This window comes from Lactobacillus sp. ESL0237, from assembly GCF_003692985.1.
In the GTDB taxonomy this organism is placed as follows: domain Bacteria; phylum Bacillota; class Bacilli; order Lactobacillales; family Lactobacillaceae; genus Lactobacillus; species Lactobacillus bombicola.
The window spans coordinates 1-20,511 of sequence record NZ_REHE01000010.1; the positions used below are offsets into that span (position 1 = coordinate 1).

At 35.0% G+C, this 20,511-nt stretch carries 16 protein-coding genes and 1 pseudogene; 1 reads left to right on the forward strand and 16 read right to left on the reverse strand.

The features are described from left to right. Positions 1–223: 223 nt before the first annotated feature. The 16 genes from F5ESL0237_RS08355 to F5ESL0237_RS05450 all read right to left on the reverse strand — a co-directional run bounded on the left by F5ESL0237_RS08355 (position 224) and on the right by F5ESL0237_RS05450 (position 18,290). A complete protein-coding gene (locus F5ESL0237_RS08355) occupies positions 224–556 on the reverse strand; it encodes a TetR-like C-terminal domain-containing protein (RefSeq protein WP_147440987.1) in 333 nt (110 codons plus the stop codon). A 395-nt stretch (positions 557–951) separates the two neighbouring features. Then, a complete protein-coding gene (locus F5ESL0237_RS05380; protein ID WP_122024853.1) occupies positions 952–2,307 on the reverse strand; it encodes a DEAD/DEAH box helicase in 1,356 nt (451 codons plus the stop codon). After that, complete coding sequence (locus F5ESL0237_RS05385) at positions 2,300–3,256, reverse strand: bifunctional oligoribonuclease/PAP phosphatase NrnA (protein WP_122024854.1); 957 nt, start codon at positions 3,254–3,256, stop codon at positions 2,300–2,302. Before F5ESL0237_RS05385 ends, F5ESL0237_RS05380 begins: the two co-directional genes overlap by 8 nt. A 55-nt stretch (positions 3,257–3,311) precedes the next feature. After that, positions 3,312–4,451: a DNA polymerase IV gene (dinB, locus tag F5ESL0237_RS05390; RefSeq protein ID WP_233551658.1), complete on the reverse strand. Its 1,140-nt coding sequence runs from the start codon at positions 4,449–4,451 to the stop codon at positions 3,312–3,314. Beyond that, on the reverse strand, positions 4,444–5,892 hold the full coding sequence (gene zwf / locus F5ESL0237_RS05395; protein WP_122024855.1) for a glucose-6-phosphate dehydrogenase: 1,449 nt from the start codon (positions 5,890–5,892) through the stop codon (positions 4,444–4,446). The genes dinB and zwf overlap by 8 nt, the downstream gene beginning before the upstream one ends. 93 nt (positions 5,893–5,985) lie before the next feature. Further along, on the reverse strand, positions 5,986–6,408 hold the full coding sequence (yajC, locus tag F5ESL0237_RS05400; protein ID WP_122024856.1) for a preprotein translocase subunit YajC: 423 nt from the start codon (positions 6,406–6,408) through the stop codon (positions 5,986–5,988). A gap of 62 nt (positions 6,409–6,470) precedes the next feature. Then, positions 6,471–7,484 (reverse strand): Holliday junction branch migration DNA helicase RuvB, encoded by a 1,014-nt coding sequence (ruvB, locus tag F5ESL0237_RS05405; RefSeq protein WP_122024857.1) that lies wholly within the window; start codon positions 7,482–7,484, stop codon positions 6,471–6,473. A 43-nt stretch (positions 7,485–7,527) separates the two neighbouring features. Beyond that, on the reverse strand, positions 7,528–8,112 hold the full coding sequence (gene ruvA, locus F5ESL0237_RS05410; protein WP_122022063.1) for a Holliday junction branch migration protein RuvA: 585 nt from the start codon (positions 8,110–8,112) through the stop codon (positions 7,528–7,530). A gap of 2 nt (positions 8,113–8,114) precedes the next feature. Next, positions 8,115–9,998 (reverse strand): DNA mismatch repair endonuclease MutL, encoded by a 1,884-nt coding sequence (gene mutL, locus F5ESL0237_RS05415; protein WP_122022064.1) that lies wholly within the window; start codon positions 9,996–9,998, stop codon positions 8,115–8,117. Positions 9,999–10,000: 2 nt separating this feature from the next. Then, positions 10,001–12,580, reverse strand: coding sequence for a DNA mismatch repair protein MutS (gene mutS / locus F5ESL0237_RS05420; RefSeq protein ID WP_122024880.1), 2,580 nt, complete (start codon positions 12,578–12,580; stop codon positions 10,001–10,003). A gap of 149 nt (positions 12,581–12,729) precedes the next feature. Continuing rightward, positions 12,730–13,377: a pyroglutamyl-peptidase I gene (gene pcp, locus F5ESL0237_RS05425; protein ID WP_122022065.1), complete on the reverse strand. Its 648-nt coding sequence runs from the start codon at positions 13,375–13,377 to the stop codon at positions 12,730–12,732. A 21-nt stretch (positions 13,378–13,398) separates the two neighbouring features. Next, positions 13,399–14,322: a DUF979 domain-containing protein gene (locus tag F5ESL0237_RS05430; protein WP_122024858.1), complete on the reverse strand. Its 924-nt coding sequence runs from the start codon at positions 14,320–14,322 to the stop codon at positions 13,399–13,401. After that, a complete protein-coding gene (locus tag F5ESL0237_RS05435) occupies positions 14,323–14,985 on the reverse strand; it encodes a 5-oxoproline transporter, DUF969 family subunit (RefSeq protein ID WP_122024859.1) in 663 nt (220 codons plus the stop codon). Between the two features lie 557 nt (positions 14,986–15,542). Continuing rightward, entirely contained in the window at positions 15,543–17,171 is a 1,629-nt protein-coding gene (gene groL, locus F5ESL0237_RS05440) for a chaperonin GroEL (protein ID WP_122022067.1), read from the reverse strand. Between the two features lie 16 nt (positions 17,172–17,187). After that, a complete protein-coding gene (gene groES, locus F5ESL0237_RS05445) occupies positions 17,188–17,472 on the reverse strand; it encodes a co-chaperone GroES (RefSeq protein ID WP_090093860.1) in 285 nt (94 codons plus the stop codon). A 185-nt stretch (positions 17,473–17,657) separates the two neighbouring features. Beyond that, on the reverse strand, positions 17,658–18,290 hold the full coding sequence (locus F5ESL0237_RS05450) for a redox-sensing transcriptional repressor Rex (protein ID WP_090093857.1): 633 nt from the start codon (positions 18,288–18,290) through the stop codon (positions 17,658–17,660). A 262-nt stretch (positions 18,291–18,552) separates the two neighbouring features. On the opposite strand from F5ESL0237_RS05450, the pseudogene F5ESL0237_RS05455 reads away from it, so the two are divergent. Further along, a pseudogene (locus tag F5ESL0237_RS05455) lies at positions 18,553–20,462 on the forward strand (ABC-F family ATP-binding cassette domain-containing protein). Positions 20,463–20,511: the final 49 nt, after the last annotated feature.

Sequence of the window (20,511 nt, forward strand, 5' to 3'; positions counted from 1 at the left end):
TATCAGATGCTCTCGACTCTGTCAAGAACTTTTTTCTGACCCGCGCTGCCGCTTCTTTAAACAACAGCGCTTTTTATATTACTAAACTCAGTCGCTTTTGTCAACTGGTTTTTTATATCTTTTTTGCCGCCTTGCCTTTGCCTTACTGGCTTTGCCCTGACGACAGTTATTTATATTAGCAACCTTTTTTGGTTTTTGCAACCCTTTTTTAAAAAAATTGCATTTATTTTTTTAATGTCTTGGTATTACTTTCTAAGTGCTCTAATAGTAAATTGATTGATTGGTAGACATCACGAATATCAGGTTTACAATCATTTAATATCCAATTGAAAATAATTGCATAAATCCCGTTTGATATAACTTCAACTTGTCTTACTGAAAATGATCCTCTCGGTCGCATATAAAGTTCAATCGCATGAGCAATTTCTTTGCGTAAGGTTGAATAGAACTCTCGCGGCTCTTTTGTAATCATTAGCATATTTAGATAGAAAAGCTTATTATCACGAATTTTAATTAGCATCTGATAAAACAGTTTTTCTATCGTCTCGTTGCTCACACTTCTAAGTGCTCTTCTTATTTGTAAAGATAGAACTGAGATAAACAAATCACTAATATTTCTATAATAATGATAAAATACTCCTCTATTTATATTGGCATCTGCACAAAAACTGATAACTGTATATCTGTGCACGATATTGTTTGAAAGTTTATTTTGCAAAATATGTTCTGCTTTTACTGTTATCAACTGTATTTACCACCTTTTATTATTTTGCAAAACAAATATATCAATAAATAGTCAAATATACAATATTTTTTTATTAAAAAATATGTGTAATTTAAAACTTGATAAATAAGTAGATATTAACTAATATAACCATAAATAAATCTAATAAAATATTCGTATTATGACAATTAAAACAGGCAAAGTTAAAATTTAACTTTGCCTGTTTATTATTTATCGCGTCTTTTTTTGCGTTGAGCTTTTGCTTTACGAATTTTATGTCGTTGCTCAATTTTACTTTTTTGAATCTTATCTTCCTTAATTGCTTGCTTAATTTTTTTCTTATACCCAGGTTTACGCTTATGCTTTACCTTCTTCACATAACCTTTAATCCTACTATCAACTTTATGTGCAGCAAAATTTAAACTTTCTCGATGATTGTGATGTTTACGTGCAACTAGCTCGCCATTTTTTATTTCAACAAAATCAAAGTGAATTCCAGATTTTTCTAATCCAGTAATGCGATTTAGTTCCTCTTCCCGAATTAAGGTTACTGCATGCCCTGATAGCCCATTACGTCCCGTTCTACCTATGCGGTGCACAACAAATTCTAAATCACGAGGAATTTCATAATTGATTACTAGACTAACGCCTGCAATGTCCAGTCCTCGCGCTGCTAAATCAGAAGCAACGACATACTGGTATTTTCCTGCTTCTACATCCCTAATGGTTCTCTTTCTTTCACGTTCAGTAATCCCACCATGAATTTTAGCGACCCCTAGGCCTTCTTGTTGTAAATATGTAGTTAATTCATCAACCTTTTGCTTCGTATTGGCAAAAACTAAAGCTAAATATGGTTGCCCCATCGTCAATAATTGATATAAAATTTTCTTTCGACTTTTAGCACCAATATCAATTAAATCATTCTTAATTGTTGGCGCAATCACTGCTGGATTATCAATTACGATTTGTTTCGGTTTTGACATATATTTTTGCAAAAAATTAGTTAATTTAACTGGGATAGTAGCTGAAAAAGCAGCAATTGTAGTATTTTTAGGTAATTTTTGTACAATAAAATCAATATCATTCAAAAATCCCATATCTAACGTCATATCTGCTTCATCAATCACAAAATTTCTTACATAGTCTAAAAATAAAATTTTCTTTTCCACAAAATCATATAATCTTCCTGGAGTTGCTATCACAATTTGTGGTCTTTTACTGCCAATTTTTTTTAATTGTCGCTCACGGTCCGTCCCACCAGCTATATGAGCAATTGATATGTTAAGTTCAGCAGCATCACGCAATTGACGTACCACCTGATATAATTGATCCGCCAATTCTCTACTTGGAGCAGTTAAAACAGCTTGCGTATAGCCTAAGCTTTCGTCAATTTCATTTAAAATTGGAATTAAGAAAGCATGGGTTTTTCCTGATCCAGTAACAGCTTGTACGACTGCATTTTTGTGTTCTAGCAAAACAGGGATTACTTTTTCTTGCACTTTTGTTGGCTCGGCAAAGTTAATATTACTTAGTCCGTTTTGAATTTTGGGTTTAATGCGATTACTTTTAAAAATATTATTCATGTGTTTTTCGGTATTCCTTAGTTACTTGTACCAGTTCAGCAAAAATTTGCTTTACTTCAACCATATCCTTAGCATTGGCTCCACTAGCTAAAGCATGACCACCACCATCGTGTTTAGCTGCAAGTTCATTAATAACTGGGCCTTTTGAACGGTAATGTACTCTAAATGTTTTATCAGGTTTTTCTACAAAAACATTCCAAGCAATAATGTCCTTAATTCGCCCTGGTGTTGAGACTGTACATGAGGCTGCATTAAAATCAATCCCCAATTTAGTCAAGGTTTCTTGGGTTAAAATTGCATATGCAGCACCACTTGCATCAACTTTCATATATTCTAATACTTCAGCCTGTAGCTTAGCTTGGGCAAAGGTAACATCACTAATATTACGGGCAATTTCATTAATATTGATACCAGTTGCAGCTAATTTAGCTACCACTAAAAAAGTATGTGTCGAAGTTTCAGGATACATAAAACGACCAGTATCACCTACAATACCAGCATATAAAGGATAGGCAACTTCTTTAGTAAGCGGTAAATTTTGAGCAATAATAAAATCTGCCACTATTTCTGAAGCAGCTGGTGCTTCATCATCAACAAAACTTAAATCGGCATAAGGTTCAACATCTGGATGATGGTCAATTTTTATTAAAAAATCACCCTGATCATATAGTTTATTAGCAATTCTAGCTGTATTAGCTGTGTCTGTAGTAATTACTAACGCACCTTGATAATCACTAGCAGTTACTTTATCCATCTCATTGATCCAAATCAAGTCACCCTCATCATTTTCTCCTGCGCATAGAATCCGCTTATCAGGAAACTTAAGTTTTAAAGATCTGGCTAATCCAGCTTGTGATCCTAAGGCATCCGGATCTGGACTAGTATGGCGGTGCAAAATAATAGTAGAATATTGCTTGATTTTTTCATATATTTTTGGAAAGGTATTCATAATTTCTCCTTTAATCCTTCATTCAGTACTTTAGTTAGTTTACCAGAAAATGTAATTAATCCGAAAATAAGTCTAAATCAATATTTGTAAAATCCGCTTTAGAAAAATCGGTCACGGTTATCCCCAATAATCTGATGCCTGAACTTAAAAATGAATTAGCAAGTGGCATAAATAATTCTTTAGCAACATCATAAAATTCAAATGAATTTCTGCTTGCATGAGCTAATTTTTGTCTTTTGGTAATAGTTTGAAATTCATTATTACGAATTTTCAAAACTAAAGTATGAGCATAGAGATCACTTTTTTCTAATTTTCTACTTAAAGTTACAGTGTAATTACGTAATTTGGTCAAAGCCGTTTGTTGATCATAAATACAAGGTTCATATGTACGTTCAATTCCAATTGACTTACGCTTCTGTTCATCATCAGGAACTACTCTAGATGGATCAATTCCATTAGCATGAGCAGCCATTAGATAACCCAGCTTGTTAAAATACTTGATTAGAGTTCGTACGTTCGTTTGTTGCAAATCTTTTCCAGTATAGATACCCATTTCAGCTAATTTTGCTTGCGTTTTGGGACCAATACCATAAAAGTTGGTAAGCTTTTGTCTAGCTAGAAATTCTTTTGCTTCACCTGGTAAAATGACTGTGCGCCCGAAAGGCTTTGCATATTCTGATCCCATTTTTGCCAAAAACTTATTATAAGTAGCTCCAAAGGAACAAGTTAATCCGAGTTCTTGAACTATTTTTGTCTGTAATTTGACTGCAATTTCAACTGTTGATGTCAAACCCAACTTATTTTTAGTTACATCTAAATATGCTTCATCCCATGCAATTGACTGAACCATATCAGTAATTTCATACATCAGCTCGTGAATTTCAGCCGATACTCTATGATATTTTTCAAAATCCGGCTGCAAAAAAACTAATTTTTCAGCTGGTATTAACTGCAATGCCTTAATTGAAGGCATTGCTGAATGGACACCAAACTTTCGGGCAATATAATTAGCCGTAGCTACAACACCATGCCCATTATTTTGACGAGGGTCTTGCCCAATAACTAAGGCCTTATTCTTTAAAATAGGATTATCCCTCATCTCTATTGAGGCATAGAAGGCATCCATATCAAGGTGAATTATCCGGCGATGGGTATCATTTTTAGGTAATAATTCAGCCGTCACGACACTATTCATAAATCCAATGCTCAGTTGGCAAGTCAAAAATTTGCTCAGCCGCTTTTGGCCCCATCCGATATGGCAAATACTGCTCTGGTTTTTGTCCAGTTTCATTTTCTTTTGCCCAGGCAGATTCTATTGCATCAATGAACTTCCAATAATTTTTTAGTTCGCTCCAATGAGTAAAATTAGTAGAATCATTTACAAATACATCATGCAAAAGGCGCTCATAACCATCTGGAATCTCTTTTTGCTCTGAACTAGAAAATTGATAAATTAAATTTTGCCGACGGATCCCTAAAGCATCAATTTTTTTACCATTAATTGTAATATACACTTGCATTTCGGGATCAACAACAATAGTAATAATATTGGAATGTGCTTGACCATATATATTAGATTTTTGCTTTAAAACAATATCTATTTGAGTTTTCTTTTCCCGCATCTCTTTACCTGTTCTAAAGTAAATTGGTGTTCCTACTAGTGGGCCAGCAGCAAATTTAACTTCGCCAGCTACAAAGGTTTCTGTATTCGAATCTGCAGCAACATTCGGTTCTTGACAATAGCCAAAAGTCATATCACTACCAAGATATTGACCACGTACAAAATGCGCTGCAATTTCATTTTCATTTGGAATAATTAAGCTATTAAGTAATTCACCTTTGGCTTCATGAATGCACTTAGCAGTTAAAGCTTTAGGTTCAGGCATTGCCAGCAAAGTAATAATTTGAAAAATATGATTTTGCACCATATCTCTGAGTGCTCCCGATGTATCATAATAGCCACCACGAGCCTCAACACCCAGACGTTCTGCTAAAGTTATTTGAATATTTTTAATTGTTTCACTATTCCAAATATTATTAATTAAGGGATTAGTTAAGCGCATCGGTAAAATATTTTGAATCATTTCTTTACCTAAATAGTGATCTATTCGAAAGATATCATCTTCAGCAAAAGATGCTGTTATTTGTCGATTAAGCTCTTTGGCAGAGGTTAAATCATGACCAAATGGCTTTTCAACAACAATTCGGTTAAAACCATTGCCAGTTAAGTTTTGATCGTTAATGTGTTCCGCAATTGTCCCAAAAAAGCGCGGTGCCATCGCCATATAAAATATACGGTTACCTTGGGCACTATAATAGCCATCAAGCTCTTCTGCTAAATTCTTTAGTGTCACATAATGTTCAATATTCGTAACATCATGGGCTTGATAGTAAAAATGATTAACAAAGTTAGCTAAATTATTTTCATTAACTTCAGTATTCATTTCATGTACTGCATCTTTTACTTGTTCACGCAGATATTCATGCGACCATGGTCGTCTTGCTGTTCCGATAATAGCAAAATTGTCATGAATTAGACCTTGCTCATATAAATTAAATAAAGCAGGATAAAGTTTACGATGTGCTAAATCTCCACTACCACCAAAAATAATCATAATAACTGGGATATTTTTCATAGGAAATCCTTTCCAAATACAATACTTCTGTTAGATCTATTTTATAATAATTGGGTAAAATAAAAAGTGCCAAAAACGGCACTTTTATTTAATTTATTCTTTAGTAGAAGAATCATCTGCTGGCGATTTTTCTGAAATATCTTCACTAGCTGCAGATATTTTTTCTGATTCACCTTCACTTGGTTCACTTTCATTTATTGAATTTTCATTGTCTGAAGAATTAACTGGCAAAATTTGTTGTACTGCCATTCTACTAAAAGTTAAATAAATGCCATCAGCATCAATAATAACCGTGTTATCTTTAGTATTAACAGAATCAATTTTACCATGGAGGCCATCAATTAAAATTACACTATCACCCTTTTTTAATTGATTCATCATTTCTGCTTTTTTCTGTTGCTGCTTTTTCTGCGGCTTAATCATCATAAAATACATTAACGCAATAAGAACTATAAACGCTATAATTGTTCCCATATTGCCTATACCATTATTAGCTGCCAAAAATAAAGTATTCACTTTTACACCTCATTATTAAAAATATTACCACTTAATTATACAGAAAATATGTGCCAATTGCACTACTCGTTTGGAAGCGGCAAGCCTAATTGAAGATATGCTTTCTCTGTCACAACACGACCTCTTGGTGTCATTAATAAAAAGCCCTGTTGCAACAAATATGGCTCATATAAGGACTGAATTGTTTCAACATCTTCTCCTGTATTAGCAGCCAAGGTTCTAATTCCCACAGGACCGCCATGGTAATTTTCAATCATGACCCTTAAGATTTTACGATCCGTTTGATTAAGCCCTTCATCATCAACTTGCAATTGCTTTAAAGAATTTGTCGTGGTAGTAAAAGAAATTATTTGTTCACCTTTTACTTGCGCAAAATCCCTCACTCTTCGAAGTAAACGGTTAGCTACTCTAGGCGTGCCTCTTGAACGTCTAGCTAATTCATGAGCTGCCTGAGCAGCAATTTCAATCTTAAAAACGCTACTAGATCGGGAAATTATTTTTTCAAGTTCACTTATGCTGTAATATTGCAAATGCTCAACAATTCCAAATCGATCACGCAAAGGAGCAGACAACTGTCCCGCTAAAGTAGTTGCTCCCACTAAAGTAAAGGGTGGTAACGGTACATGCACGGCATGAGTTGTTTGTCCTTCACCTATAACAATATCGACATAATAATCTTCCATTGCTGAGTAAAGCACTTCTTCGATTGGCTTGGCTAAGCGATGAATTTCATCAATAAATAAAATATCCCCTGGGTCAAGGTCTGTCAATAAAGCAACTAAGTCACCGGCTTTTTCAATTGCTGGTCCACTAGTACTTTTTAAATTAACCCCTAATTCATTAGCAATCACAAAGGCGAGTGTCGTTTTACCTAATCCTGGTGGACCGTATAGCAAAACATGGTCGAGAGCTTCATCCCGCTTTTTGGCAGCCTCTATATATACGGCTAATTCTTTCTTTACTCTATTTTGCCCTAAATATTCTTTTAAGGTCTGCGGTCGTAATGAAAATTCTGTCTGTTCCTCTTCTATTCCCTGGCTTTTACCAGACACAATTGAATTTTCTTTATCCTCCACCAGTTTCACTTCCTTTAAATACTTTAACTTATTATAGCAAGAATTACTTCTTTAGTAGAAAAGCTAAGCCCTTTTTAATATATTGATCAGCCGTTGTTTCATTTTCAGCAATCAATTTAGGCGTGATCTTGTCTACTTCTTTTTTCGTATAACCTAAAGCAAGTAGGGCTAGCAAAGCATCATTTAATTCCGGTGAAATATTTTGATCAGCCGTTTGATCAATTCGTTGAACATAGTCACCTAATTTCCCCTTCAAGTCTAAAACTATCTGGGAAGCTGTTTTTTTGCCAACACCTGGAAATCTAGTTAAATATTTGACTTCGCCCTGCTCAATTGCTGCTGCTAATGAATCACTATCTTCAGCAGCCATAATTGCTAAGGCTGACTTTGGTCCAATACCACTAACACTCAGTAACTTTAAAAATAGGCCTCTATCTTCTTCAGATTGAAAGCCATATAAAGTAACACCAGTATCACGTACAACTTGCTCAACAAAAACACGAGTTTTTTGACCTTCATGATAAGCAAATGGTGTTGGACTATAAATTTTATAACCAATATTATTAACATCTACCACTAAATAATCCGGTTTGATTGCCACAACTATCCCTAATAAATATTCATACATTATTAATTATCCTTTTTAAACATCTTACGCAACTCAGATTTGTGCCAACAAATAATCACCACATTGCCTTGCGCATCATGGTATGGATCCTTTGTTTTTCCAAGCGCAGTTAAAATTGCATTACATTCTGTAACCGTTAGTTTTTGGCGTCCGGTAATTTGCCGCTGGGCTTGCTTACCAGCAATTCTTGTAATTAATTTAGTTGTATCATTTTGATCAACATTTAAATACTCATCTAAAATTAAACGGACTTGACCTTCAACGTCTTCTTTGAGCCAAGTAGGATAGGAGCGCAATATAAAAGTGTTTTGGCCAAATTCTTCCAAATATAAACCAATTTCTTTAATTTGCTTTAGCTTACTCTTAATTTGAATAAAATCCAAACTACTAAATTCTAAAACTAAGGGACTTAATAATCCTTGCTGATTAACATTTTGATCAGTTAATTCCTGTTTTATTTTGGTAAACAAAATTAATCTTCTAGCTGCAACTTGATCAATCAAATATAAGTTATCATTGTTTTCTGCAATAATATAGGCACCAGTTTGACCAACAAATTTCAATTCTGGTAAGTTGTTTAAGAGGACTTCATCACCAATCGAAATAACAGTAGCTGCTTTATTTTTACTTGGAAAAGGACTAAGTTGCTTTTGCCTTGCAACATTTTTTAGCCATGTTGTTGTAATAACATAATAATCATCTTCTCGTGGTACATTTAAGTCAACATATTGAATTGCTTCATCGTGCCTTACTTCAAGTGGTTGACTTTCATTAACTTCATCAATTGTAGCTGTCTCACGCTTAGTTTCGACTACATTTTTATTCAAATTGAATTTTAATTGATCAACTAATGTATCTGCTTTCTTACTAATTAAATTTCCACTACCACTAGCTTGAACATCGCTTAACAATAATTTCTGACTAATTGTCTTAGTAATTAAACGGCATAATTGGGTTTCTTTAGACAGTCTAACCTCTCTTTTAGTTGGATGGACGTTGACATCAACCAATAAAGGATCAACTTTAATTTTTATAATTGCAAAGGGGTAATGCTTATCAGTTAAATTATTACCATAACCAGCTAGAACAGCTTTAACTATTTGGAAATTATTAATATACCGACCGTTTAATAAAATGGAAATAAAGTTACGGGTTGATCGCGTTATTTCTGGTTTTGAAATTAAACCCGTAATTTCAAAATCCTGGTCAGCCTCGTCTAATGAAATCATTTTTTCAGCTATGTTGCGACCATAGATGTTAGCTGCTGTCTGCTTTAAATTTCCGTTGCCAACCGTTTTAAGTAAAATGCGACCCTCATTTTTTAAAGTAAAAGCAATATGAGGATACCCCAGAGCTAAGCGATTAATAATGTCAACAATTTTCATAATTTCCGTACGTGGACTCCGTAAATATTTTAATCTAGCTGGAGTATTATAAAATAAATCTTTAACTGTAATCCTTGTACCCACTGCTGCCCCGGCTTTTTCTTGCAACTGTTTTACCCCAGCCGAAAATTCGGCTCGTTGCCCAACTTGACCAGCACTATCCGTTAATATTTCGACATGGCTAACAGCTGCAATTGAGGCTAGAGCCTCACCTCGAAATCCCAAAGTACCAACATTAAATAAATCACGCTCATTTTTAATTTTACTAGTTGCATGCCTAGTAAAGGCTAGATCAAGTTGATTACTTGGAATACCACTCCCATTATCTTGAACAGTGATTTTTTTAAGTCCTGCATCAACAAAGTCAATTTGAATTTGCTTGCTGCCAGCATCAATTGCGTTTTCCACTAATTCCTTCACTACACTTGCTGGACGTTCAATCACTTCACCGGCCGCAATTTGGTTAGCTAAATTAACCGGTAGCTCACTAATTTGCACCATTGTTAATCGTTATCCTTTAAATCTTTTTGCCAATTTGCAACTAATTGCATCACTTGTAGTGGTGTTTGTTCGGCTAGATACAAGTGAGAAATTTCAGCTAAAATAGCTTGCTCCTTAATTGTCAAATCATTAGTCTCAGTTTGAGCAGCTTTGTTTTCGCTACTAGTAGCACTGGGTGCAGGTGTATTAAATAAATCAAGTTGGGTTGTGGTATTCAAACCACTACCTTGATTTTCTAAATGCTTTAATAATTTTCTTGCCTGCCGTAAAACTTTAGGCGGTAATCCTGCCAATTGCGCCACATGAATACCATAGCTTTGGTCTGCCGGCCCAGGTAAAATTTTATGCAAAAAAATCAATTGACCCTTTTCTTGGGTTGCACCAACATGAATATTCTTTAGCCGCGCTAATGTTTGTTCCATTGCTGTTAACTCATGAAAATGTGTGGCAAATAAAACTTTTGCTCCTACTTCATCATGTAAGTATTTGACAATCGCTCCAGCTAGTGCCATCCCATCATAGGTTGCAGTACCGCGACCAATTTCATCAAATAAAACAAGGCTGCGTTTAGTTGCATGCTGTAGCGCATCATTTGCTTCAGTCATCTCAACCATAAAAGTACTTTGACCCGAAATTAAATCATCAGCAGCCCCAATACGGGTAAAGATTTGATCAAATATTGGTAATTCAGCACTTTGTGCTGGTACAAAAGAACCAACTTGCGCCATAACTGCAATTAGCGCTAACTGTCTCATGTAAGTACTTTTACCAGACATGTTAGGACCTGTTATTAGTAAAATATCAGTCTCTTGGTCCAAATTAACGTCATTAGGTATATAAGAATTATCCTTAAGAACCTTTTCAACCACAGGATGCCTTCCTGCGACTATTTTTACATCTTGCTTTTTTGAATGAAAAATTGGGCGACAATAGTTATTTTCTTCAGCAATTTGAGCAAAAGAACAAAACACATCAAGCGCAGCTAATTGACTGGCCAACTTTTGTAAGGCACTAATATACTTTTTAATTTCTTCGCGTAACTTAACAAATAAGTTATACTCCAGCTCAGTTGATTTTGTCTGCGCTTCTAAAATCAAATTTTCATGTTCCTTAAGTTCCGGTGTAATATAACGTTCAGCATTAGTTAACGTCTGCTTACGTGTATACCGATCAAGTGGTACTTTTTTCTTGTTGGAATTAGTCACTTGAATATAATAGCCAAAAACTTTATTATAACCAACTTTTAAATTTTCAATTCCTGTCTTTTGCCGTTCATTCTGCTCCATCTCCACCAGCCACTGTTTACCATTATTCATTGCATCACGATAACGGTCAAGCTGACTGTCAACACCAGATTTAATTAATCCCCCTTCTGTAGTTAAAACTGGCGGTTGCTCAACAAGAGTGGAACTTATTAATTTAGCAGTTCCCTTCAAAGGATCAATTTTTTGAGCAAATTTTTGTAAAGTTTCATCGGCAGATGCTTGCAAAGCTGTCAAAATTGCTGGTACTGCTTCTAAAGAAGTGGCAAGCTGCAATAATTCACGCGCATTAACATTACCAAAGGCGATTCGACCACTTAATCGTTCTAAATCGTATACGCCCTTTAAACTATCACTTATATTAGCTCGAGTAAAATAGCCATCAATTAGTGCTTGAACCATTGCTTGACGCTGAGCCAACTGATCAGTTGCAATGAGTGGCCTTGAGAGCCACTGTTTAAGTAAACGACCACCCATTGCTGTGTGAGTTTTATCAAGAACCCAAAAGAGAGAACCCATCTTTTTACCAGTTTTAGCGGAAGCCGTTATTTCCAAATTTTCACGTACTGTATGTGACATTTGTAAATATTGACTAACTTCATAACTTTGTGCTGCTTGTAAGTGGGCTAAACTACGCTTTTGCGTCTGCAATAAATAGCCTACTAATTGTTTAACTGCTGCTTTTTCTGCCAAATTAGTTAAATTTTGTTGAGCGAAAGAAATTTCTGCATGTTCTTCACTTAGAGTAACTGGTTTAGACACAGTAATGTTAGCCTGATGAAAGAATTCATTTGCTTTTTCACTTAAATGTGAATTACAAACTACTTCCTTAGTTCGAAGCGACAAAAGTTCGTTGGCAACTGCCGAAAAAGTTAATAAGTGGGTGGCAAAAATTTCTCCAGTAGACAAATCGCTGTAGGCAAGTCCAAAGCAATTGTTACTTGAAATAACTGAAGTTAAATAATTAGATTCTTTTGCATCACTAGGATTATCATTCATTAACGTGCCAGGCGTTACTAACTGCGTAATCCCCCTTTTGACCATACCTTTAGCTTCCTTAGGATCCTCTAGTTGTTCACACAAAGCAACTTTATAACCCTTTTCTACTAGCGTATCTACATATGAATTCACAGCCACATGCGGTACACCGGCCATCGGAATTGGATTATCCGTTTTATTCGAACGATGAGTTAAAGTTAATTCTAAAATTTGAGCTCCTTTAATTGCATCATCTTCAAATAATTCATAAAAATCACCGACGCGATAAAAAAGAAAAGCATCGGGATATTGCTTCTTAATTTTATAATATTGCTCCATCATTGGAGTTGTATTTGCGTTAGCCATTTAATCCTCTTCTTTATAGTTAATTAATCTTTATTATACGCTAAAATAATAAGCCAAAAGAAAAAAGACTGCAATTAGGCAATCTTTTATGATTTATGTTCCAAAATTCAAAGCTTGAATCATAACTAGGAAATCTGTCCCTCAATACTGTTAATATCATCCTGGCCATCCCTATGAACAATTGCTTGAATAGCAGCTGTTATTCCCTTCACATCATCAAGCAAACTAAGACTCGGTGTTTCAGGGTGATTAATCACTTGCTCAGGTAAATACGGAATATGCATGAAACCTGCTTTAAGATTAGGAAATTCTTTATCAATCATATATTGAACTTGATACATAATATGATTACAGACAAAGGTTCCAGCAGTTGTCGAAACATAGCTTGGCAACCCTGCTTTGCGAATTTCTTTAACCATTGCCTTAACAGGTAATTGAGTAAAATAGGCATTTTGACCGTCTTTATGGATGGCAGTGGCAATTGGTTGATAGCCTTTATTATCAGCAATTCGCCCATCATCAAAATTAATTGCTACTCGCTCAGGAGTTAGAGCAAAGCGCCCACCAGCTTGACCAATATTTAAGACATAATCAGGCTCTTCTTTGACAATTGCCTCACGTACTACTTGAGCACAATCGCCAAAAACAGTTGGAATTTCTAACTTAATGATTTTAGCACCAGCAATCTCATCATCTAAAAGCTTGACTGCTTCAATTGCTGGATTAATTTTATCTTCACCAAACGGATCAAAACCGGTAACTAATATTTTCATTGTTTTTCTCTTTTCTAAAAATTAAAAAGCTAAGAAATACATTAAAACGATGTGGACAACTAACATACTAATGGCAATAGGAAACTGCTGTTTAATTACTCCTAATGGATCTTGCATCTCCATTAGAGCTACTGGCAAAGTATTAAAATTAGCAGCCATTGGCGTCATTAATGTACCACAATAGCCAGCGGTCATTCCTAATGATGCAACAACAACTGGTGAACCGCCTTGTGCCACAACAAAGGGAATTCCAATACCAGCAGTAATTACTGCAAATGCTGCAAAAGCATTCCCCATAATCGCTGTAAAAACAGCCATTGCTATACAGTACAAGCATACACCTAATAAGTGATTGCCGACAGGAAATAAACCCGAAATTGCCTTAGCAGTAATTTTACCTACACCTGAAGCAGTAAACACTACACCCAAAGTAGCAAGTAATTGTGGTAACACTCCAGCTGAGCCTACCGAACGAACCATTCTTTGTGTATCTTCATAAACCGTTTTTGGACTTGATTTAGTCAAAACCATCGCTACAATTAGTGAAACGATAGCAGCAATGCCAATGCCAACCTGTCCACCTAATTTGGTAAACTGCGCAATCACTAATGCTAAAATTGCCAATAAAATACTAGGTAAGAAAATCCAATTACCAATATGCTTAACTGTTTGATTAGCAATTTTTTCATCAAGTTCCTTAATTTTACCAACTCGAACTTGTTTAAGAAGAGACAGTAGCGCAATAATTAATAAAATTCCACCATTTATTTCATTAGGTATCCATTGACCAGCTGCAAATAAAATTGCAAATAAAAGCCAAAAAAGCCCCCTTCCCCAACGTGCAAGATTAGTTTTATCACGCCAGGATTCAACTGCAGCTGCCAAAAAGAACAAACCAATTAAAATATAAAAAGCTAACAAAATATTATTAATTAGTATATTCATTTATTTCCCCTTTTTTATTTTTTTGTCAAAAGCATGATTGTAAAGTAAACATAAAATATAACAAATCACAGCAACCGGAATAGTAATTAATACCACAGCTGACGTGCTAATTGGATATCCTAATGATTTCATAGTACTAGAAATTAACAATACACTAGATGAAGCAACAAATAAGTTTTGTGCAAAGAAATTACCAAAATTATCACTGGCAGCAGCTCTTGCTTTAATTTGATCAACTTCTAATTCTGTCATTTCGCCATTAACTTTGCCTGCAGCTTGTGCCATTGGATTGATCAACGGAGCGATAAATTGTACCTGCCCTTGGACAGAAATCCCAAATAAACAAGCAAGTTCACGAATAGCTATATAGATATCAAAAATTCTTCCTGGTGTTAAATTTTTCATTTTTTGAATCAGATTAACTGCGGCGGTTTTAAGACCATGGCGTTCTGATATACCAATTGTTGGCAAGGTTAAGAAAAATAATGAGACCATGCGGTTATCAATAAAACCTTTCCCCAGAATTTTCAAAAAAGAAACAAGGTCAATTCCTGATACCAATGCAGTAACCAAAGCTGCAATCACAACCACGGCAACTGTATCTAGTCCTAAAGCAAAGCCTATGACGATCACTAGGATGCCAAGCAAACTCAAATATTCCATTATTTTTTGTCAAATTGGTTTCAGTAACTCGGTTTATTCTGATAACACCAACTGACTGTTTTATCAATATGGTTAAAACTCCTTCGGATTAATCAGCTGACCTTTAGCAATAGCCCCATAAAACTTTCCTTTAATTTTAAAGGCATCCCCATAATTACAAATACTTGTACCGCTTTGTTTACCATAACGATTATAAATTTTTAGGGTTTTCGTTCGCTAATCATAATAAACGCCAGTCACATTTTTAGCAGTAACACAATAAGGCTTAAACAGCATAAAAATCGCAACTGCTAACTTTGGTCCTAATTGCAAAACGCAAACTAGAAGCTACGCCAAAACCATTTATCCATTTTCCTTTTATCATTATAAATGTATGTCAATTTCACTTCCTTGAACCTACACAATCTGTTTTGATCACATTGAATCGCTTTACCTAGACAAGTTGTACGGTCGAATTAGAGCATAGGATAACTGATGTCAAAGGTAAAAAATAATTAGCTAATAACAAAAAGGAACTGTTCCGACCAACAGTTCCTTTCTAAATATCGGTTATAAAATTACATCATGCCTGGTGCACCAGCAGCAGCCGCATTTGGATCAACTTCTGGCTTATCTTCAGGTATTTCTGCTACAACTGCTTCAGTTGTTAATAATAAAGCAGCAATTGAAGCAGCATTTTGCAAAGCAGTACGAGTTACCTTAGTTGGGTCAATGATTCCAGATTCAACCATATTCTCCCAGTTGCCATCGGCTGCATTGTAGCCAATTTCTAATTCTTGACTCTCAAGTTTATTCAAAATAACTGAGCCATCTTCACCGGCATTTTCAGCAATTTGACGAACTGGAGCAGTCAATGCCCGCAAAACAATGTTAATTCCAGTTTGTTCATCAACACTGTCACCCTTCAAATCCTTAACAGCACTCTTAACATCTACTAAAGCAGTACCACCACCGGCAACATAGCCTTCATCTACAGCTGCCCGAGTTGAATTTAACGCATCTTCAATCCGGTAGCGACGCTCTTTTAATTCAGTTTCAGTAGCAGCACCAACATGAATAACAGCTACACCACCAGTTAATTTAGCTAAACGTTCTTGCAACTTTTGTTTATCAAAGTCAGAAGTAGTCTCAGCGATTTGTTTTCTAATAGAATCTTCACGATCCTTAATAGCATCTTCTGAACCAGCACCATCAACAATAGTGGTTGAGTCCTTAGTAATTGTGATACGCCGTGCTTGGCCTAATTGATCAAGTGTAGTATCTTTTAATTCAAGACCAAGGTCTTCAGTAATCACTGTACCACCTGTTAAAGCCGCAATATCTTGCAATTGTTCTTTACGACGATCACCAAAGCCTGGTGCCTTAACAGCAACGACATTGAAAGTACCACGAATCTTATTCAAGACCAAAGTTGGTAAAGCTTCACCTGAAACATCATCAGCGATAATTAATAAAGACTTACCTTGTTGTACAATTTCTTGTAATAGTGGCAAAACATCTTGAATATTCGAAATCTTTTTGTCAGTAATTAAAATGTATGGGTTGTCTAAATCAGCTTCCATCTTATCATTGTCAGTAACCATGTATTGTGACAAGTAACCACGGTCAAATTGCATTCCTTCGACCACAGAAAGCTCAGTTTCAATACCACGTGAATCTTCAATGGTAATAACTCCGTCATTGCCTACTTTTTCCATTGCATCAGCAATCAAATCACCAACTTCTTTTGAAGCGGATGAAACAGCAGCAACTTGAGCAATTTGCTCTTTAGAAGAAACTGTATGACTAATTTTATGTAATTCATCAACAACAGCTTTCGTAGCCTTTTCAATTCCGCGACGAACACCAACTGGATTAGCACCAGCAGTAACATTCTTCATCCCTTCGCGAATAATAGCTTGCGTTAAAACAACAGCAGTTGTGGTTCCATCACCAGCAATATCATTAGTCTTTTGAGCAGCTTCAGCAACAAGCTTAGCACCCATATTTTCATAATGATCTTTTAATTCAATTGCTTTAGCAATGGTCACACCATCATTAGTAATATCAGGATTACCATAAGATTGTTCTAAAACAACGTTTCTTCCTTTAGGACCAATTGTTGCCTTAACTGTATCAGCTAATTTATCGACACCCTTTAATAGAGAACGTCTTGCATCTTCAGAAAATTTAATATCTTTTGCCATTTTTCTTACTCCTTAATTACTTAACAACTGCCAAAATATCTTTTTCATGAAGGACTAAGTATTTTTCACCTTCGTAATTAACGTCAGTGCCTGAGTACTTATCGTAGAGCACAATATCACCCTCTGCAACAGTCATTGGAATTTTACTACCATTTTCAGCATAGCTGCCTGCACCTACAGCAACAACTTCACCTTCAGTTGGCTTTTGTTTAGCATTAGAAGCAAGGACGATTCCGCCTACAGTTTTTTCTTCTTCTTCTTTAACTTTTACGATCACGCGATCACCTATTGGTTGTAACACGTTTGTCCCTCCTAAATTCAATTTAATATCTTTAATTTTAGTCATTAGCACTCAAATTAGCTAAGTGCTAACTTATAATTATGATAATAACCCCTTTTTGTTTAAAATGCAAGAAAAAATTAGCACTTTTTCAATTAAAGTGCTAATTTGTTTTAATCACTAAGTCTACCTAATATTTATGCGGGCTACTTCTTATCACTTTCTAAAAAATAAATTAATGTTTGCAATTCAGTAGCTAAATCAACATTTTGTATTCGTATTCCGCTCGGAGCTGAGAGTCTGATCGGCGTAAAGTTCATAATTCCTTTAATACCTGCTTCAACCATTTCATCTGCTGTTTTTTGAGCTGTATTAGAAGGAACTGTTAAAATCGCAATTGTTATCTGTTGGTCACTCAGTTGCTTTTTAAGCTCACTCATATCATATACAGGAACGCCGCTTAAAATTTTGCCTGTTATTTTTTGATCTATATCAAAAGCACAAGAAATTCGAATATTATTACTTCGCTTAAAATTATAATTAAGCAAAGCATGTCCCAAATTACCAACTCCTACCAAAGCCACATTGGTTAAAGTATCTTGATTCAATATTTTTTTAAAAAAAGTCAGTAAGCTTTTTACATCATATCCATACCCACGCTTACCTAATGCACCAAAGTACGAAAAATCGCGCCTAATTGATGCACTATCAACTTGAACAGCTTCAGATAATTCAGTTGAGGAAACTTTCTCTTTGCCAGCTTCATTCAAGATGATTAAGTATCGATAATAAAGCGGCAGTCTTTTTGCTGTCGCCGTGGGAATTTTTATTTTTTCCATTTATTACAAAGCCTCCAACTTAATTATGCTAGCAAATTTCATTTGTGAATTACTCATCAATTATTTATTATTTTACCTATAAACTAGTGTTAGTTGCAAATATTTTTCACAATCTTTTAGATTTTAACACAACAAACACTACTTATCTAATTATTTTCAATGCCTCAAAAATCAACTATTAATTTATCTTGCTATATTTTGAAACAGACCATAGTCACTTTTAACTCGCTTCATATGCTAAAATAGTTTTTAGGTGAAAAATATGATAATTGCACAAGGACACGATTTAGAAAAACAATTTGGAGCTACTACACTATTTAAAAATGTCAATTTTTCAATCAATTCAAATGCAAGAATTGGCTTAGTGGGCTCAAATGGGGTAGGTAAAACTACTCTTTTAAAAATTATGACAGGTGAAGAAGAAGCTACACACGGTGAGTTTATTGTTAATAAAGCAATTGAAGTGGGCTACATCGCTCAAGAAAAAGCTTTAAATGAAAATAAAACCATTTGGGACGAATTACTCGGTGTTTTCTCTTCTTTAATCGAAATGAATAAACAAATGCAAGTAATGCAACAAAAAATAGCTGAACATCCTCAAGATAGTCAACTTTTAAAAAAATATGATCAATTACAATTTGATTTTGAGCAAAAAGGTGGCTACAGCTATCAAGCTGATATTAAAAGTATTTTACATGGCTTTAATTTCCCAGAAGAAACTTGGTCTAAAACTATCAGCAACCTATCTGGTGGAGAAAAGACCCGCTTAGCCTTAGTCAAACTACTTTTACATAAGCCCCCCCTACTTCTACTTGATGAGCCAACTAACTATTTAGATTTAAATACGTTAGATTGGCTAGAAGCATTCCTTAAAGGTTACAATGGAGCAATTTTAGTAGTTTCACATGATCAGTACTTCTTAGACCATTTGGCCAACCAAATCTTTGAATTACAATTTGGCCAATTAACAGCCTTCAAAGGTAATTACTCCGATTACGTAAAACAGCGTCAATTAAGGGATTGTCAGCAAGAAGAGGCTTACGAAAAGCAGCAAGAAAAAATTAAAAAAGATGAAGAATTTATCCAAAAAAATCTTGTTCGCGCCACAACTACTAAAAGAGCCCAAAGTAGACGTAAACAACTCGAAAAAATCGAGCGCATTACTCCACCAAAGCATAAAAACAAGGTCAAAATTAATTTCAAAAGTAATCGTCCCTCTGGTAAAGAGGTGTTAATCTTGCATGATTTATCAATTGGTTACCCTAATAAGGTCATGGTTAATAATATTAATCTGCAAGTTAATAAAGGCGATCGCATTGCTGTTATTGGACCTAATGGCATAGGTAAATCTACTTTACTAAAAACTATTATGAAGAAATTGCGACCTAAGATGGGTTCCATTAAATACGGAGCATCGCTTGATATTGGTTATTATGATCAGGAATTACAATTGCTGGATTCTAGTAAAACTGTGCTGGATACTATTTGGGATCGCCACCAAACTATGCCTGAACGTGATATCCGTGCTGTTTTGGCTAGTTTCTTGTTTACAGCAAAAGATATTGATAAAACGGTCGGACAACTTTCTGGTGGACAAAAAGCAAGATTAACGCTAACCGTTTTGTCCTTAGAACATAGTAATTTCTTATTGATGGATGAGCCAACTAATCATTTAGATTTGGAAGCCAAAGAAGTGCTTGAGCAAGCTTTACAAAAGTTCGATGGTACCTTACTATTTGTCTCACACGACCGCTACTTTATTAATCAATTAGCCAATAAGATTGTTGAAGTTAATCCTCAACAGGCAACAGTCTATGAAGGAGATTACACTTATTATTTAGATAAAAAAATAAGCAACTTAACACCACCAAAATTGTGCCTAAGCTAGACAATGAAGACGCACAAAAAGCCACTAAATTATCTTACCAGGAGCAAAAAGTAAAAGACTCACAAAAGCGTAAACTACAGCGACAGGTTGAAGAAATTGAAGTTGAAATTGATAATTTAGAAAGACAACAGAAAACAATTCAGAGCGAAATGGCTGATCCGCTAATTGCAACTGACTTTAGCAAACTTGGACCTTTACAAGAAGACTTAGCAGCAATTCAAACTGAACTAACTAAAACGAATGAGAAATGGGAAAAGATCATGATTGAGCTTGAAAATTTTTAAAGTTAATAATAAATTTAATTTAATATTAACTTTAATATTAGAAAGGAGC

What these genes read in the sequence shown, in the direction of transcription:
- F5ESL0237_RS05380 (WP_122024853.1), bottom strand. Translation starts at nt 2,307, where the DNA reads ATGAATAATATTTTTAAAAGTAATCGCATTAAACCCAAAATTCAAAAC.
- dinB (WP_233551658.1), bottom strand. Translation starts at nt 4,451, where the DNA reads ATGAATAGTGTCGTGACGGCTGAATTATTACCTAAAAATGATACCCAT.
- ruvA (WP_122022063.1), bottom strand. Translation starts at nt 8,112, where the DNA reads ATGTATGAATATTTATTAGGGATAGTTGTGGCAATCAAACCGGATTAT.
- F5ESL0237_RS05385 (WP_122024854.1), bottom strand. Translation starts at nt 3,256, where the DNA reads ATGAATACCTTTCCAAAAATATATGAAAAAATCAAGCAATATTCTACT.
- zwf (WP_122024855.1), bottom strand. Translation starts at nt 5,892, where the DNA reads ATGAAAAATATCCCAGTTATTATGATTATTTTTGGTGGTAGTGGAGAT.
- F5ESL0237_RS05450 (WP_090093857.1), bottom strand. Translation starts at nt 18,290, where the DNA reads ATGGAAAAAATAAAAATTCCCACGGCGACAGCAAAAAGACTGCCGCTT.
- mutL (WP_122022064.1), bottom strand. Translation starts at nt 9,998, where the DNA reads ATGGTGCAAATTAGTGAGCTACCGGTTAATTTAGCTAACCAAATTGCG.
- groL (WP_122022067.1), bottom strand. Translation starts at nt 17,171, where the DNA reads ATGGCAAAAGATATTAAATTTTCTGAAGATGCAAGACGTTCTCTATTA.
- mutS (WP_122024880.1), bottom strand. Translation starts at nt 12,580, where the DNA reads ATGATGGAGCAATATTATAAAATTAAGAAGCAATATCCCGATGCTTTT.
- pcp (WP_122022065.1), bottom strand. Translation starts at nt 13,377, where the DNA reads ATGAAAATATTAGTTACCGGTTTTGATCCGTTTGGTGAAGATAAAATT.
- F5ESL0237_RS05430 (WP_122024858.1), bottom strand. Translation starts at nt 14,322, where the DNA reads ATGAATATACTAATTAATAATATTTTGTTAGCTTTTTATATTTTAATT.
- F5ESL0237_RS05435 (WP_122024859.1), bottom strand. Translation starts at nt 14,985, where the DNA reads ATGGAATATTTGAGTTTGCTTGGCATCCTAGTGATCGTCATAGGCTTT.